Source organism: Actinophytocola sp. KF-1 (assembly GCF_054661535.1).
On the sequence record NZ_BAAFVK010000002.1, the window covers coordinates 798,667 to 814,583 of the forward strand.

General features: G+C 73.0%; 15 protein-coding genes. 8 read left to right on the plus strand and 7 right to left on the minus strand.

Features of this window, described 5'->3' with window-relative positions:
* Window positions 1-53: 53 nt before the first annotated feature.
* Window positions 54-992 carry a nucleoside hydrolase gene (locus ACYQ77_RS09590; protein ID WP_459709516.1) on the minus strand — a complete coding sequence of 313 codons (939 nt, stop codon included), beginning with the start codon at window positions 990-992 and terminating at the stop codon, window positions 54-56.
* Complete coding sequence (locus ACYQ77_RS09595) at window positions 989-2,191, minus strand: low temperature requirement protein A (protein WP_459709518.1); 1,203 nt, start codon at window positions 2,189-2,191, stop codon at window positions 989-991. Before ACYQ77_RS09595 ends, ACYQ77_RS09590 begins: the two co-directional genes overlap by 4 nt.
* A 39-nt stretch (window positions 2,192-2,230) precedes the next feature.
* On the opposite strand from ACYQ77_RS09595, the gene ACYQ77_RS09600 reads away from it, so the two are divergent.
* Entirely contained in the window at window positions 2,231-2,989 is a 759-nt protein-coding gene (locus tag ACYQ77_RS09600) for an acyltransferase (protein ID WP_459709520.1), read from the plus strand.
* Between the two features lie 24 nt (window positions 2,990-3,013).
* On the opposite strand, the gene ACYQ77_RS09605 is transcribed toward ACYQ77_RS09600, so the two are convergent.
* Genes ACYQ77_RS09605 through ACYQ77_RS09620 form a run of 4 tightly spaced genes read right to left on the minus strand, consistent with a single transcriptional unit; the run spans window position 3,014 to window position 7,382 of the window.
* A complete protein-coding gene (locus ACYQ77_RS09605) occupies window positions 3,014-4,261 on the minus strand; it encodes a glycosyltransferase family 4 protein (protein WP_459709521.1) in 1,248 nt (415 codons plus the stop codon).
* Window positions 4,249-5,754, minus strand: a complete 1,506-nt coding sequence (locus ACYQ77_RS09610; RefSeq protein WP_459709523.1) for a 1,4-alpha-glucan branching protein domain-containing protein — start codon at window positions 5,752-5,754, stop codon at window positions 4,249-4,251. The genes ACYQ77_RS09605 and ACYQ77_RS09610 overlap by 13 nt, the downstream gene beginning before the upstream one ends.
* Complete coding sequence (locus ACYQ77_RS09615) at window positions 5,751-6,509, minus strand: class I SAM-dependent methyltransferase (RefSeq protein ID WP_459709525.1); 759 nt, start codon at window positions 6,507-6,509, stop codon at window positions 5,751-5,753. Before ACYQ77_RS09615 ends, ACYQ77_RS09610 begins: the two co-directional genes overlap by 4 nt.
* Before the next feature lie 30 nt (window positions 6,510-6,539).
* Complete coding sequence (locus ACYQ77_RS09620) at window positions 6,540-7,382, minus strand: DegV family protein (RefSeq protein WP_459709527.1); 843 nt, start codon at window positions 7,380-7,382, stop codon at window positions 6,540-6,542.
* Between the two features lie 175 nt (window positions 7,383-7,557).
* Between ACYQ77_RS09620 and ACYQ77_RS09625 the strand changes: the two genes are divergently transcribed.
* Both ACYQ77_RS09625 and ACYQ77_RS09630 read left to right on the plus strand, forming a co-directional pair.
* Window positions 7,558-8,337, plus strand: a complete 780-nt coding sequence (locus ACYQ77_RS09625) for an electron transfer flavoprotein subunit beta/FixA family protein (RefSeq protein WP_459709529.1) — start codon at window positions 7,558-7,560, stop codon at window positions 8,335-8,337.
* A 13-nt stretch (window positions 8,338-8,350) separates the two neighbouring features.
* Window positions 8,351-9,307: an electron transfer flavoprotein subunit alpha/FixB family protein gene (locus tag ACYQ77_RS09630; RefSeq protein WP_459709531.1), complete on the plus strand. Its 957-nt coding sequence runs from the start codon at window positions 8,351-8,353 to the stop codon at window positions 9,305-9,307.
* Window positions 9,308-9,870: 563 nt separating this feature from the next.
* Here ACYQ77_RS09630 and ACYQ77_RS09635 read toward each other — a convergent pair.
* Complete coding sequence (locus tag ACYQ77_RS09635) at window positions 9,871-10,401, minus strand: putative immunity protein (RefSeq protein WP_459709533.1); 531 nt, start codon at window positions 10,399-10,401, stop codon at window positions 9,871-9,873.
* Window positions 10,402-10,533: 132 nt separating this feature from the next.
* Here ACYQ77_RS09635 and ACYQ77_RS09640 point away from each other — a divergent pair, with 132 nt between their 5' ends.
* The 5 genes from ACYQ77_RS09640 (at window position 10,534) to mnmA (ending at window position 15,912) form a co-directional block, all read left to right on the plus strand.
* Window positions 10,534-11,304: a GNAT family N-acetyltransferase gene (locus ACYQ77_RS09640; RefSeq protein WP_459709535.1), complete on the plus strand. Its 771-nt coding sequence runs from the start codon at window positions 10,534-10,536 to the stop codon at window positions 11,302-11,304.
* Window positions 11,301-12,155, plus strand: coding sequence for a lysophospholipid acyltransferase family protein (locus tag ACYQ77_RS09645; protein WP_459709537.1), 855 nt, complete (start codon window positions 11,301-11,303; stop codon window positions 12,153-12,155). The genes ACYQ77_RS09640 and ACYQ77_RS09645 overlap by 4 nt, the downstream gene beginning before the upstream one ends.
* An 88-nt stretch (window positions 12,156-12,243) precedes the next feature.
* Window positions 12,244-13,539: an MFS transporter gene (locus ACYQ77_RS09650; protein WP_459709777.1), complete on the plus strand. Its 1,296-nt coding sequence runs from the start codon at window positions 12,244-12,246 to the stop codon at window positions 13,537-13,539.
* Window positions 13,540-13,579: 40 nt separating this feature from the next.
* Window positions 13,580-14,815 (plus strand): cysteine desulfurase family protein, encoded by a 1,236-nt coding sequence (locus tag ACYQ77_RS09655; protein WP_459709539.1) that lies wholly within the window; start codon window positions 13,580-13,582, stop codon window positions 14,813-14,815.
* Window positions 14,812-15,912, plus strand: coding sequence for a tRNA 2-thiouridine(34) synthase MnmA (mnmA, locus tag ACYQ77_RS09660; RefSeq protein WP_459709541.1), 1,101 nt, complete (start codon window positions 14,812-14,814; stop codon window positions 15,910-15,912). Before ACYQ77_RS09655 ends, mnmA begins: the two co-directional genes overlap by 4 nt.
* Window positions 15,913-15,917: the final 5 nt, after the last annotated feature.

Consider the following 15,917-nt stretch of genomic DNA (forward strand, 5'->3'; position numbering starts at 1 on the left):
ACAGGCCCGGCCATCAGCGCAGGCCAGGCCACCTCCCGGCCATTTGTGGCCGGTCAGCCCGCCAGGTGAGCGAGCAGGAACGACCGCACCTGGTCGAGGTCCGCCGACACGGCGACGTCGACCTCGCGCTGCTCCCCGGGCTGCCGCGACGGCCGCTGGTCCGCGATCACCGTGCCGCGGCCCGGGCCAAGGCCGCAGTCGACCTCCACCGGCATCGCCACCGTTCGCAGCAGGCCCGGCTTGATCGCCTCCGCCACCGCGACGGCGTCGTGGACCACCATGCCGTCGTGGCCGAGGGTGCGGCGGTAGTTCTCGCGGTACGCCGCCGCCAGCGACACCAGCGCCGCGCCGCGCGGGCCGGACGCCGCCAGCCGGTCCAGCCACGGGCCGTCCACCGCGCACCGCATCGTCAGGTCCATCGGCACGAGGGTGACCGGCACCGACTCCTCCACCAGCACGCGCCGCGCGGCCTCCGGGTCGCTCCAGATGTTGAACTCGGCCGCCGCGGTCACGTTGCCGCCTGCCAGCGCGCCACCCATCACCACGAGGCGGTCGATCTTGCCGCGGACGGCCGGGTGCGCGGCCAGCAGCAGCGCGATGTTCGTCAGCGGGCCGATCGGCACGACCGTCACCGGCGACGGCGCCGACTCCAGCAGCGACACCATCAGGGACACCGCGTCGACGCCGGCCACGCCCGTCGCCCGTTCCGGCAGCGTGTCCGACCGGCCGGACAGGCCGTCGCTGCCGTGGACGTGCCGGGCGCGGTGCTGGTGCGGGTGCACCAGCGGCCGCTCGGCGCCCGCCGCCACCGGCACGTCGTCGCGGCCGCACAGCGCGAGCACCCGCAGCGCGTTGCGGGTCGTCATGGCCAGGCCGACGTTGCCGAACACCGTGGTCACGCCGAGCAGGTCCACCTCGGGCGCCGCGCACGCCAGCGCCAGCGCGAACGCGTCGTCGACGCCGGGGTCCGTGTCGATGATGAGCGGTGTCATGTGCCAGACGGTATCCGCCTGCTCGCGCGGAGCAACCACAGCAGACCGCTTGCGGCCACGGCCAGCGCCGCCACCACGACCGCGGCGGGCAGCCACGGCGCGACGACCGCCGCCACCAGCGGCAGTGCCACCGCGGCCGCGCGCAGCGGCCACCTCCTGGTGTGCGCCACCAGCAGGTTGACCACCAGCAGGAACGCGGCGGCGCCACCGCACATCAGCCACGTCGTCGAGACCGCGAGGTGGTCGGCGACCCCGGCCGCGGCACTGCCCAGCCCGGCCGCGACCGTCGTGATCGACGCGATCGCCACGAAGTGCGCCGGCAGCACCAGCGCGGGCGGGAACCGCGACTCCTCGGCGAACCCGTACGAGGTGTTCAACCCCCACAGCGCCACCAGCAGCCCGAACGCGGACACCACCGTGAGCAGCAGCAGCCAGCCCTCGCCGCCGCCCGGCCGCCAGTCCTCGATGTCCGCGACCGCGCCGACGAGCTGCAGCATCGCCTCGCCGAGCACGATGATCACGAACAACCCGAGCCGCTCCCCGAGGTGCCCGGCGTCGACCTGCGCGGCGACGAACGACTGCCGCGGCCGCTCCCGGCGCCGCCCCGGCCCGCCACGCGGCGTGCGCTCCGGCATCCGCTCGTTGAGCCGGGCGAGCAGCTCGTCCTGGTCGGCGCGGCTGCCGAACACGCTGAAGGCGAGCGTCAGCGCGAGCCCGGACAGCCACAGCCCCAGCTTCCACCACGTGCCGTCGACCCAGAACGACACGATCCACGGCACCAGCCCGGCGTTGCGCGACGCGGCGGTCCACGACAGCAGCACCTGCCCGGTGCGGCTGAGCGTCCCGCTCCCGATCCCGTTGGTGATCAGGTAGGCGGCGGCGAACAGGTCGGCCCGCCCGTCCCAGCTGTGCGGCACGGTCGCCGCCATGGTCGCGATGCCCGCCATGCCGAAGAACATCGCGCGCAGGTGCACCTTCTCGGCGACCACGTTCGAGTACAGCGTGAACGTCGTCCACACCAGCCAGATCGTCAGGTAGAGGGTGAAGAACGTGACGACGTGCAGCCCGTCCGGCCCGTGGTGCGCGCCGCCGTGCAACTGGTGCGCGAGCTGGTTGACGGCGACGACCACCACGAGGTCGAAGAACAGCTCGAGCCAGCTGGCGTGCCGGTCGGCCGGAGCGGGTGCTGGCTCGGTCATGTGGGGCAGGCTAGCGGCCGTCGGATACGGTCACCTGCCATGACATCCATGTGGGGATCGCCGTTCGCCGAGCGGGTTCGTGGTTGGCGCCGGGCCAGGAGGGACCCGAACCAGGCGAGGTTCCTGACCGTCGACTCGTTGCGCTGGGTGATCCGCAACAAGGCGTGGACGCCCTGGTACCTGGTGCGGTACTGGCGGCTGCTGAAGTTCCGCATCGCCAACCCGCACATCGTGTTGCGGGGCATGGTGTTCCTCGGCAAGGACCTCGACGTCCACTGCAGGCCGGGCTACGGGCGCATGGAGATCGGCCGGTGGGTCCACATCGGCGACGGCAACGCGATCCGCTGCCACGAGGGGTCGCTGCGCATCGGCGACAAGGCCGTGTTCGGCAGGCAGAACGTCGTCAACTGCTACCTGGACATCGAGCTCGGCGAGGCCGCGCTGGTCGCCGACTGGGTGTACATCTGCGACTTCGACCACGTGACGTCGGACATCAACCTGCCGATCAAGGACCAGGGCATCGTGAAGGCGCCGGTGCGGATCGGGCCGGACACGTGGATGTGCACCAAGGTCACGATCACCAAGGGCAGCCGCATCGGGCGGGGTGTGGTCGTCGGCGCGCACGCGGTCGTGAAGGGCGACATCCCGGACTACGCGGTGGCGGCGGGCATCCCGGCGAAGGTGGTGCGCGACCGCCGCGCCACCTACGAGGCGGAGGCGCAGCGGCGGGCCGCGGTCGCCGACATGTCCCGCAAGGCCGCCGCGGCGCTGAAGAAGACCCTGGAGACGCACGGCTGAGCGCCGGTGTGAGCCGCCGGGCGGTCAGGTCGTGAACGCGTTGCCGCTCGCGATCTTGGGGCGGCCCAGGGGTTCGTGCTCGCGGACGGTGGCCGACTCGTACACGGCCACCGTCTGCCGTGCGATGCCGTGCCAGTCGAACTCCTTGGCCAGCCGGGCCTTCGCGGCGCGGGCCCTGCGCGCCGCCGCGGGCGGGTCGGTCAGCACGGTCCGCACAGCCGCCACGATCCCGTCGACGTCGCCGGGGGTCACCGACAGCCCGGTCTCGCCGTCCACGACCAGCTCCGCCAGCCCACCGGCCGTGGACGCCACCAGCGGCGCCCCCGCGGCGGCCGCCTCCAGCGCGACGATCCCGAACGGTTCGTACCGCGACGGCAGCACCACCACGTCCGCGGCCGCCAGCAACGCCTTCAGCGCGCGGTCCGGCAGGTGCCCTGCGAAGTCCACGGACCGCCGCACCCGCAGCTTCCGCGCCTGCTCCACCAGCGCCGACGCCTGCCTGCCCTGACCCGCGATCACCAGCCGCGTGCCGGGGAACGCCCTGCGCACGCGCGGCAGCGCGGCCAGCAGGTCCTGGACGCCCTTCTCCCACTCCAGCCGCCCGAAGTACACGACCACCGGCGCCCCGTCCGGCGCGTACCGCTCCCGCGCCGCCCGCACCGACGCCGCCGACGGCCGCCAGCCCTGCGGGTAGATCCCGTTGTGGATCACGGCCATGTCGGTCACCTCGAACAGGTGCGACACCTCGGCACGCATCGCCGTCGAGCACGTGATCAACGCGTCGGCGCGGTTCGCCAGCCACCACTCGACCGAGTGGATCTGCTGGTTCAGCGACTGCGACAGCCAGCCGCTGTGCCTGCCCGCCTCGGTGGCGTGGATGGTCGCCACCAGCGGCACGGCGAAGTAGTCCGCCAGCGCGATCGCCGGGTGCGCGACCAGCCAGTCGTGGGCGTGCACGACGTCCGGCCGCCAGCCGCCGAGCTGTGACAGCCCGGCCCGCACCATCCCGTGCCCCATCGCGAGGGTCCACGCGACCAGGTCCTTCTCGAACGTGAGGTGCGTCGGGTCCTCCGCGACCCGCACCACCCGCACGCCCTCGGCGACGGTGTCGGTCGTCGGGTGCGTGAGCGCGTCCGTGCCCGCCTCGTGCCTGCACAGCACGACGACCTCGTGCCCGAGCGCCGTCAGCTCGGTCGCGAGCGCGTGCACGTGCCTGCCCAGCCCGCCGACGATCACCGGCGGGTACTCCCACGACAACATCAGCACGCGCATGAGACCAGCAACCCCCGTGCGTCCAACCGCCCGAACACGCCGTCCTCGGCCCGCAGCGCCGCCGCCCGCGCGAACCGCGACGGGTGGTCCGCCCGCAGCAGCGCCGCCAGCTCCGCGAACCGGTCGCCGTGCACCTTCGCGCGCCGCCGCGCGTAGTCCGCGGCCGAGTCCTTCGTCACCATGAACGCCCAGTCGCTGGACAGCGTCAGCAGCGCCTCGCGCACCAGCTGGTCCCGGACCGGGTCGCGGTGGGGCACCCCGGGCACCGCCATCAGCTCCTCCTGCAGCGCCGCGCCCGCCGTCACCAGGTCCGACACCTGCTCGCCGTCCCACACGCGCCAGTCCTTGCCGGAACCCCACGACGACGCGGGCAGCTCGACGGGGTCACCGACGTGGCCGGCCTCGATCGCGCCACGCAGCGTCGTCACCCGCACCCCGGCCTCGGGCAGCGCACGCAGCACGGCGTCCAGCCAGGCCGGGCCCTCGTGCCACCAGTGCCCGAACAACTCGGTGTCGTAGGCCGCCACCACGAGCCCCGGCCGCCCGTGCCGCTCCCGCAGCGACCGCAGCCGGGCCACGATCGTCGCGACGAAGTCGGCGGCGTGCCGTGCGACCGCCGCGGCGGCGAGCGCGGGGTCGTAGGGCTTCTTCTCGTGCGACGGCACGTGTTTGCCGGTCACCCGCGACGGCTTCAGCCCGCTGGGGTGGTCGAACGTGTGGAAGTCCCGGTACGCGCCGTCACCCGGGTAGCCGGCCTTCGGCGACCACACCCGGTAGGTCACCTCCAGGTCGCGGCCGAAGCACAGCACGTCCGACGAGCCGACCGGGCGCGCCGCGTGCGTGTCGCCGTGCAGCGCGGGGCCGTCGACGAGGAACCGCCGGACCCCCGCCTCCTGGTAGCCGGTCTCCATGCCGGGCGCGTAACCGCACTCCGGCGCCCAGATGCCGGCAGGCACCCGGCCGACGCGCAGCGCGGTGTCGTCCAGCCCGGTGCGCAGCGCGAACCGCCGCACGTCCGGGCGCAGCAGCGGCTGGAAGGGGTGCGTGGCGGGGCCGCCGAGCAGCTCGATGACGCCCGCGTCCACCAGCGGCCGCAGCACCGGCGAGAACCCGTGCCGCCACCGCGACTCGAACAGCTCCAGCGCGTGCCCGGCGGCGCGGAACTCGGCGGCGGCGACGTCCCGCAGCAGCGGCTCGGTCCACCGGGTCGCCGCGAACTGCGCGCGCAGCTGCCAGTTGCCGAGCCAGTCGTGGCACGCGCGCAGCGCGTACGGGTCGTCGAGCTGCGCGGCCAGCACCGGAGTCACCCCGAGCGTCAGCACGTCGCGGTGACCCTGCGCGGCGAAGCGGTCCAGCAGCTCGACCACCGGCAGGTACGAGTGCGCCCACGCCTGGTAGAGCCACTCCTCGCCGACCGGCCACGTGCCGTGGTGGGGGAGCCAGGGCAGGTGGCTGTGCAGCACCAGGCAGAACGAGCCCTCGGGTCCGGTCACGGCCGGACCGCCACGGCGACGATGTCGAGGCTCGAGTCGAGGTCCCGGGCGGAGATGTCGAAGTCGGTCGCCGAGACCGAGGCGACCGCGTCCCGCAACGCGTCCGGCCACGGCGCACCGGACAGCGCCACCGCGACCTGCGCGTCGATGAGCGAGCCGCCGAACTCGGCGTCGAGCGCCGCGAGCCGCGGCCCGTGCCGCAACCCGGCGAGGAACTCCACCTCGAACCCGGTCTCCCGCAACAACTCCGCCATCTCGGCGGGCGCGAGTTCCCTGGTGTGGAACGGGTTCAGCGGGGTGTCGCGGCCGGGGGAGAAGGTGATCCGGTTCGGCGTGGTGATCAACAGGCGGCTGCCCGGCCGCAGCACGCGCAGGCACTCCCGCAGGAACCCTTCCTGGTCCCAGAGGTGTTCGATCACCTGGAAGTTCGCCACCACGTCCACAGTGGACGTGCCGACGGGCAGCGCGGCGAGGTTGGCGCGGGTGGTGTGCACGCGCGGGTAAGCCTTGGCGACGTGCGCGAGCGTCAGCGCGTCGTAGTCGATGGCGAGCACGCCGACGGCGTCCCGCGCGAACAGGTCGGCGCCGTAACCTTCGCCACAGCCCGCTTCGAGCACGAACGCGTCCACGCAGTACGGCCGCAGTGCGAGGTAGGCGGCCTCGTGCCGCCGGAACCAGTAGTTTTCCTCGACGATCCCGGGCACGGTCCGCTCACCGGTCAACGGAAGCGGCGGCACCGCGGACTCGAACTCCATCGCGGCAGGCTACTACGCGGTAGGAACCGGCTAGGCAGGGGAAATGGTGATGCCCACCGCGCCGGGGCCGAGGTGGACCCCGATCGTCGAGCTGACCTCGGTGAACGTGATCTCGCGTGCGGCCGGGAGCTGCGCCTTGACCCGCGAGGCGAGCCTGCCCGCCCGGTCCTGCGCGCCGAAGTGCTCGATGGCGACGTCGACGGTCTTGCCGTTCGCCCTGCTCACCGCGGTGTCCACCAGCTTGCGCAGCGCCCGCTCGGTGCCGAGTGCGCGTGCGAGCGGCGCCACCTGGCCGTTGATCATGGTGAGCAACGGCTTCAGCGACAGCGCGCTGCCGATCAGCGCGCTCGCGGCGCCGATCCGGCCGCCCTTGCGCAGGTACTCGAGGGTGTCCACGTAGATCAGCTCGGCGCTGCCTTCGAGCCGCCTGGCCAGCGCGTCCATCACCCGGCGCGGCCCGCCGCCCGCGCCGGCGACCCGCGCCGCGGCGAGCACGGCGAAGCCGAGGCTCATGCCGGTGGTGCCGGAGTCGACGACGTGCACCGGGATGCGGCTCTGCGCGGCCGCCTGCCGGGCGATCTCGTAGGTCTCCGACTGCCTGCTGGAGATGTGCACCGACACCACCTCGTCGGCGCCGCGGGCGGCCAGGTCGTCGTACGCCCAGCGGAAACCGGCCGGGTCGGGCGGCGTCGTGACCACCTCGATGTTCTCCTCGAGGGCCCTGACCAGCACGTCCTTGGGCACGTTCGGTTCGGCGCGGACGTGCTCCCCGATCCTGATCTGCGTCGGCACGACCGTGATCCCCCACTGCGCGGCCAGCGAAGGGGGGATGCTCGAGGTGGAGTCCGTCACAAGTCCGACTCGTCCAGGCATGTGCAGATGTTAACTAAGGCTCGCCTGTGGGCACCGTCACGCAGACTTGAGACGCACTCGGTTTGCCCCTGAGCTACCGCTCAGTAACATGGCTGCCAGCCGGACAGACACAGGCAGACCTCGTATTGTTTGCCTCGCGCTTGCCGCTCGTATCCCAGGAGGTCGGAGCAGACCCATGCCAAACATCGTCGTGCTGGTCAAACAAGTCCCGGACACCTACTCGGAGCGCAAACTCTCCGACTCCGACTACACGTTGGACCGGGAGTCGGCCGACGCGGTGCTCGACGAGATCAACGAGCGCGCCATCGAGGAGGCGCTCGTGATCAAGGAAGCCCATGGCGGCGAGGTCACCGTCCTCTCCGTCGGCCCCGAGCGGGCCACCGAGGCGATCCGCAAGGGTCTGTCGATGGGCGCCGACAAGGCGGTGCACGTGGTCGACGACTCCCTGCACGGGTCGGACCTGCTGCAGACCGCGAAGGTGCTGGCGGCGGCGGTGGGCAAGGTCGAGGGCGTCGACCTCGTCATCGCGGGCAACGAGGCGTCCGACGGCCAGGGTGGCGCGGTGCCCGCGGTGCTGGCCGAACTGCTCGGCTACCCGCAGCTCACGCACGCGCGCAAGGTCGAGATCGACGGCGCCACGGTGAAGGTGACCAGGGAGACCGACGAGGGTCTCACCCACCTGGAGGCGTCGCTGCCCGCCGTCATCAGCGTCGGCGAGAAGATCAACGAGCCGCGCTACCCGTCGTTCAAGGGCATCATGGCGGCCAAGAAGAAGCCGGTCGAGACGCTGTCCGTCGCGGACCTGGGCGTGGACGAGGTCGGGCTCGCCGCGGCCTGGTCGACGGTCACCGAGGCCGCCCCGAAGCCGCCGCGTGAGGCGGGCCAGCGGGTCGAGGACGACGGTGACGGCGGCGTGAAGGTCGCCGAGTACCTGGTCGCCCAGAAGCTGATCTGAGGAGGAGTACCCAATGGCTGAGGTTCTGGTCCTCGTCGATCACCTGGACGGCGAGGTAAAGAAGGTCACGTTCGAGCTGCTCACCGCCGCGCGGGAGATCGGCGAGCCGTCCGCCGTCGTGGTGGGCGCGCCGGGCACCGCGTCGAAGCTCACCGAGCAGCTGGGCGCCTACGGTGCGGAGAAGGTGTACGTCGCCGAGTCCGACGACGCCGCCGCGTACCTGGTGACCCCGCAGGTCGACGTGCTCGCGTCGCTGGTCGCGTCGGCCTCCCCGGCCGCCGTGCTGGTGGCCGCGTCCGCCGACGGCAAGGAGATCTCGGGCCGTCTCGCGGCCCGCATCGGCGGCGGTCTGCTGTACGACGTGATCGGCGTCGACAGCGAGCTGACGGCCACGAAGTCGGTCTTCGGTGGCGCGTTCGTCGTGAAGACGAAGGCCACCAAGGGCGTCCCGGTCATCTCGGTGCGCCCCGGCGGCATCGAGGCCGTGCAGGCACAGGGCGCGGCGGCCGAGACCCCCGTCGAGGTCCCCGCGGTGGACACCGCGAAGGCCACGAAGATCACCGGCCGCGAACCGGTCACCGGCGGCGACCGCCCGGAACTGACCGAGGCGTCGGTCGTCGTCTCCGGCGGCCGCGGCGTCGGCAGTGCGGAGAGCTTCTCCGTGGTCGAGCAGCTGGCGGACGCCCTGGGCGCCGCGGTGGGCGCCTCGCGCGCCGCCGTCGACTCGGGCTACTACCCGGCGCAGTTCCAGGTCGGGCAGACCGGCAAGACCGTGTCGCCGCAGCTGTACATCGCACTCGGCATCTCGGGCGCCATCCAGCACCGCGCGGGCATGCAGACGTCGAAGACCATCATCGCGGTGAACAAGGACCCGGAGGCGCCGATCTTCGAGATCGCCGACTACGGCGTCGTGGGTGACCTGTTCAAGGTCGCCCCGCAGCTCACCGAGGAGATCCAGAAGCGCAAGTAGTCCCCGCTTCTTGGAAGGCCGCCGCGACTGGTTCGCGGCGGCCTTTCTCGTGGGGCCCTTCGTCACATGGGAGTCACCCTCGGCGAGGGGCCCGCTTCGCGGGCCGGGCGCGCAGCGCCCGGTCGGCGTGTCCTGAAAGGCGCGTTCAGGGGCAGAGGTCCGGTCTTCATCGGCTGTGAAGCAAGGTGTGCAGCCGCCATGACTCGCTTCGCGGTGGCCTTGTGGTGTGAGGCGGGCGGCGTGTTCCTCCAGCATGGTGGAGTTGCCGGGGGAGTGGGCCCGCTTCGCGGTCCGGGCGCGCAGGGCCCGGACGTCCTGAAAGGCGCGTTCGGGGCAGCTGTCGTGGCGGTGCCGTGCGCCCGACAGGGTTCTGGGGCAGAGGGCCGGGCTTCATCGGCTGTGCGTCCAGGGGCCAGGACTCGTTCTCGCGCGGCCTTCTCGTGTGGGGGCGGGCGGTGTGTTCCTTCAGCATGGTGGAGTTGCCGGGGGAGTGGGCCCGCTTCGCGTTCAGGGCATCCGCCGCCGGGTGCCGCGGGCTTGAGCGGCGCAGACCGGTCCGGGCTTCACCGGCCGCGAAGCAAGGCGTCCAGGTGGCGTGTCAGTTCGCCGGCGCGGCCTCGGCCGGGTGGGGCGGCGGGGTAGCGACCCAGCACGTCCACCACGACCGGACCGGCCAGTTCCGCGGCCTTGCCGACGTACTCGTCTCCGACGGTCGCGTCCCCGGCGTCCAACTCGAACGCCAGCGCCGCGTGGGCGGCGGCCCCGAGGATGTGCGGGACCTGCGTCGCCTTGGCGAGCGGGTGGAGGTACGGCGCGCTCGCCGCCGCGAGCGCGGCCCGTGCGGCCTCACCCGCCGCGGCCTGACCCGCGTCCCTGGCCTCCTGGTACGCCCGTTGCGCCGCCCACGCCGCGTCCCGGATGGCCTTGGTCCGCGGCGCTCCCTCTGCGAACGCCCGCGCGGCCTCGATCGCCGCCCGGGGGCGGAGGTCATCCGGGCGGTCCCGTTCGACCAGGGCCAGTGCGGGTTCGGCGCAGGTCACGGCGTACGCGGCGACGGCACGCAGGTCGGCCGTCGCCAGTTCGATCTCGCTCATGTGCTTCAACCGTAACGTTGAACCACCGTGTTGAGACTCTCAGGGAGTTCTCAGGAAAGTTCACCCCGCCGCCATGGACGTGTCATCGGAACAGGCACGTGCTGGTTGCCCGCCGCCGCGTAGACCAGAGGCATGACGCAGGCACAGCTTCTCGTCAGCACCGCCGACGGGGGCGCCACCGCGCCCCGCTACTCGTTGCTCGTGGCCAGGGACGGTGACGAAGTCGTCGCGGCACAACGGCTTCGCCACCGGGTGTTCGCCGAGGAGATGGGCGCGACGCTCCACACCGGCACGCCCGGCCTGGACGTCGACGCCTTCGACGAGCACTGCGACCACCTCGTGGTCCGCGAGGACGTCACCGGCGAGATCGTCGGCTGCTACCGGATGTTGCCACCGGAGCGGGCAGGCGAGGCCGGGATGCTCTACTCCGAGACCGAGTTCGACCTCCGCAACCTCGCTCGGCTGAAGCCCGCGCTCGTCGAGACCGGGCGGTCGTGCGTGCACCCCGGCCACCGCACGGGCGCGGTCGTCAGCCTCGTCTGGGCCGGGATCGCCCGGTACCTGTACCTGTCCGGCCACAACTGGCTCGCCGGGTGCGCGTCCGTGCCGCTGCACGACGGCGGCACGCTCGCCGCGGGCGTGTGGGACACCGTGCGGCGCAAGCACTTCGCGCCCGCCGAGTACCAGGTGCGGCCGTTGCGGCCGTGGGACCCCACTGGCGTCGGGACGCCGAAGCGGACCGTGATCCCGCCGCTGCTCAAGGGCTACCTGCGCCTCGGGGCGTGGGTCTGCGGGCCGCCGGCGCACGACGTGGACTTCGGCGTCGCCGACCTGTTCGTCCTCCTCGGACTCGACCGGGTCGACCAGCGCTACCTCAGCCACTTCCTGGGTGACCAGCGATGAGGCACCCCTGGATGCCCACCTCGCCGTGCGGCGCGGGCTGCCTCGGCGGGCAGGACGCGACGGTGCACGGGCTGCTGCGGGTCCTGCGGCTGACCGCGGTGGTCACGGTCGTCTTCCTCAGCCTCGTGAGCCTGCTGTTCCTCCCGTTCATCGGCGGACGCGGCCGGCACTGGCTCACCAGGGCGATCTTCCGCGCCGTGCTGCTCGCCACGGGCGTCCGGCTCGTCGTGCACGGGGAGGTCCCGGGGCCAGGGCGTGGCGCGCTCGTGGTCAACAACCACACGTCGTGGCTCGACGTCGTGGCCGTCAACGCGGTCCGGCCCATGCGCGCGGTCGCCAAGAAGGACATCGCGTCCTGGCCCGTGCTCGGGTGGCTGGTGACCGCCGCCGGCTCGGTGTACGTCGACCGGGAGCACATCCGGACGCTGCCGGGGACCGTGGCCACGCTGGCCGGCACGCTGCGTGGCGGTGCGCTGGTCAACGTCACCCCCGAGGGCACCACGTGGTGCGGGCTCACGCACGGACGGTTCCGGCCCGCGCTCTTCCAGGCCGCCATCGACGGGGGTGTCCCGGTGCTCCCGGTCGCGTTGCGGTTCCGGCAGAACGGCGGCACCACCACCGCGCCCGCGTTCATCGGCGAGGAGACGATCGTCGACTCCGTGCGGCGCACCGCCGCGCTCAAGGGGCTGGTGCTGGAGGTGCACGTGCTGGCCGAGATCGCGCCCGGCCGGGCCGCGGACCGGCGCGAGCTGGCGGCGCTCGCCGAGCGCGCGGTCGACGAGGTGCTCATGCCCGCCTCGCTTCCCGCTGAAAACCACTGGACCTCAAGCGCGGTGGAGGTTGCACCATGACCTGGTGAGCCTGGACGCGGTCGAGCCGCACCAAGAAGAGAGAGCACCGTCGGTCTGGTCGGCGAGCTACCGCGCGACCACCGTCGGGATGCTGACGCTCGTCACCATCGCCGCGTTCGAGCACCTCGGCGTCAGCACCGCCATGCCGCGCATGGTCGCCGAGCTGCACGGCGAGGCGCTCTACTCCTGGCCGTTCACCGCGTTCCTCGCCGCCAGCGTCATGGCCACCGTCCTCTCCGGACGCTTCTGCGACCGCTTCGGCCCCGGGCCCGCGCTCCTCGCCGGACCGGGGCTGTTCCTCGCCGGGCTGATCGCGTCCGGGGTCGCCACCGGCATGCCGGTACTGCTCGCCGGACGCGTGCTGCAGGGTCTCGGCCTCGGCACGCAGACCGTCGCGATCTACGTGCTCGTCGCGCTCGTCTACCCGCACCGCAGCCGCCCGGCCGTGTTCGGGCTGCTCGCCGCCGCGTGGGTGGTGCCGTCGCTCGTCGGGCCCACCGCCGCCGGGCTGATCACCGAGCACGTCGGCTGGCGGTGGGTGTTCCTCGGCATCGCGCCGTTCGCGCTGCTCGGCGTGCTGCTGCTGGCACCGGTCATCCGCACGCTGCCGGAGGTCGACCGGGACGCGCCCGAGTCGACCGCCCGGCGCGGGGTCGCGGTCGCCGCCGTCGCCACCGCGTTCGGCATCGCCGCGCTCACCTGGGCCGCGCAGCACCCGTCGTTCGCCACGCTGTGGCTCGGGCTCGCCGGGCTGGCCGCGCTCGCGCCCGCCATGCGGGTGCTGGTGCCGCGCGGCACGTTCACCGCCCGGCCGGGCCTGCCCGCGACCGTGCTGGTCAGGGGCGTGTTCGCGGGCGCGTTCTTCGGGGTCGAGGCGTTCGTGCCGCTCACGCTGTCCGCCGTGCACGGCTTCTCGCCCGCGATGTCCGGGGTGCCGCTGACCGTCGGCGCGTGCGGGTGGGCGGCCGCGTCGCACTGGCAGGGCCGCAAACCCGACCTCGACCGGCCGGTGCTCATCCGGACCGGCCTGCTCGCGCTGTCCGCGGCGCTCGCCGCGATGGCCCTGGTCGGCGCGGACTGGGGGCTCGCGTGGCTCGTCCTGCCGTTCTGGCTGGTGGCGGGTGCCGCGATGGGCCTCTCGTACCCCTCGATCAGCGTGCTCAGCCTGGACTACGCCGCGCCGCGCGACCGCGGGTTCGTGTCGTCGGCGCTGCAGGTCAACGACATGACGTTCGCGGCCATCACCGTGGGCCTCGGCGGGGTGATGCTCGCCACGTTCGCGTCCACGGCGGCGCCGTCCGCCGCGATCGTGCCGCTGAACCTGCTGCTCGCGGGCCTGGCGCTGCTCGGCGCCATCGTGTTCCGGCCCATACGACAAGGCTGATGACCGATTTTCACTGGACGCGGACTACCCTTGTCGTTTGATGACCTATCTCGACCACGCGGCCACCACGCCGATGCTGCCGGAGGCGGCAGCGGCGATGACGGCCCTCCTGAGCGACGCGCGTGCCGTCCGCGGCAACGCGTCGTCGCTGCACACCTCCGGACGGCGGGCCAGGCGCCTGGTCGAGGAGGCCCGCGAGGACATCGCGGCCGCGCTGGGCGCCAGACCGTCCGAGGTGATCTTCACGGCCGGTGGCACCGAGAGCGACAACCTCGCCGTCAAGGGCATCTTCCGGGCGCGGTGCGCCGCCGACCCGGCACGCAGGCGGGTGCTGGTGTCGGCCGTCGAGCACCACGCCGTGCTGGACGCGGCGGAGTACCTGGTCGAGCACGAGGGCGCCGAGCTGACGCTGCTGGAGGTCGACGCGTTCGGCCGCGTGCACGACGACACGCTGCGGGCCGCCATCGCGGAGGACCCGGCGAGCGTCGCGCTGGTCAGCGTCATGTGGGCCAACAACGAGGTCGGCACGGTCAACCCCGTCAAGGAGCTCGCCAAGACCTGCGCCGAGCAGGGGATCCCGTTCCACACCGACGCCGTGCAGGCCGTCGGCGCCATCCCGGTCGACTTCGGCGCCTCGATGGCGTCCGCGCTCACCCTCACCGGGCACAAGCTGGGCGGCCCGTTCGGTGCGGGGGTGCTGCTGCTCGGCCGCGACGTGGCGTGCACGCCCGTGCAGCACGGCGGGGGGCAGGAACGCGAGGTCCGCTCCGGCACGCTGGACGTGCCCGCGATCGTCGCGCTGGCCGCCGCCGTCCGCCACGCCGTCGACCACCGCCCGGCCGAGGCGGTGCGGCTCGCCGCGCTGCGTGACGAGCTGGTCGCCGTGGTGCGCGAGATCGTGCCGGACGTCGTGCTGAACGGCGACCCCGGCCAGTCCGATGTGGATGACGCGCCGTCCCGGCTGCCCGGCAACGCGCACTTCACGTTCCCCGGCTGCGCGGGCGACAGCCTGCTCATGCTGCTGGACGCGCGCGGCATCGAGTGCTCGACGGGCTCCGCGTGCACGGCCGGCGTCGCGCAGCCCAGCCACGTGCTGCTCGCCATGGACGTCGAGCCCGACCTGGCCCGCAGCTCGCTGCGGTTCTCGCTCGGGCACACGTCCACGCGCGCGGACGTGGCCGCCCTGGCCGACGCGCTCGGCCCCGTCGTCGAACGCGCGCGCAGCGCCGGTCTGGTGAACATGCGCCGCGCCGCTACCCGTGTGGAGATCTCGTGAGAGTTCTTGCCGCCATGTCCGGTGGCGTGGATTCCGCCGTGGCCGCCGCCCGTGCCGTGGACGCCGGGCACGACGTCACCGGTGTGCACCTCGCCCTGTCCGCGAAGCCCGGCACGCTGCGCACCGGTTCGCGTGGCTGCTGCACGGTCGAGGACGCGCACGACGCGCGGCGCGTCGCGGACATCCTGGGCATCCCGTTCTACGTGTGGGACTTCGCGGAGCGGTTCACCGAGGACGTCGTCGAGGACTTCGTCGCCGAGTACGCCGCGGGCCGCACCCCCAACCCGTGCCTCAAGTGCAACGAGCGGATCAAGTTCGCCGCGCTGCTGGACAAGGCGATCGCGCTGGGCTTCGACGCGGTCGCCACCGGGCACTACGCCCGGTTGTCGCTTGTGGACGGACAGCCGGAGCTGCGGCGCAGCGCGGACGACGGCAAGGACCAGTCGTACGTGCTGGCCTCGCTGCGCCCGGACCAGCTGCGGCACGCGATGTTCCCGCTGGGTGGCTCGGTGAAGTCGGCCGTGCGGGCGGAGGCCGCCGAGCGCGGGCTGATGGTCGCCGAGAAGCCCGACAGCCACGACATCTGCTTCATCCCGGACGGCGACACCCGCGGGTTCCTGGCCAAGCACCTCGGCGAGCGGCCGGGTGCGCTGGTCGACGACGAGACCGGCGCGGTCCTCGGCGCGCACGCCGGCGTGCACGGGTTCACCGTCGGCCAGCGGCACGGCCTCGGCCTGCGCGTCCCGGCGCCCGACGGCCGCCCGCGGTACGTGCTGTCACTCGAACCGGTGAGCGGCAACGTCCGGGTCGGCTCGGCGGAGAAGCTCGGGGTGCGGGAGATCGTCGGCACCGCACCGACCTGGCCGTCCGGCACCGGCATCGCGGCGGGCACCCGCTGCGTCGCGCAGGTCAGGGCGCACGGCGGCACCGCGGCGGCCGAGGCGTCCATTGTGGACGGCCAGCTGGTGGTGCGGCTCGACGAGGAACTGCGGGGTGTCGCGCCGGGACAGGCCGTTGTGCTCTACCGCGAGGACCCCGGCGGTGATGTGGTGCTCGGCAGCGCGACCATCGCGACGACGCGACAGGTGACCCCCTGATCGGG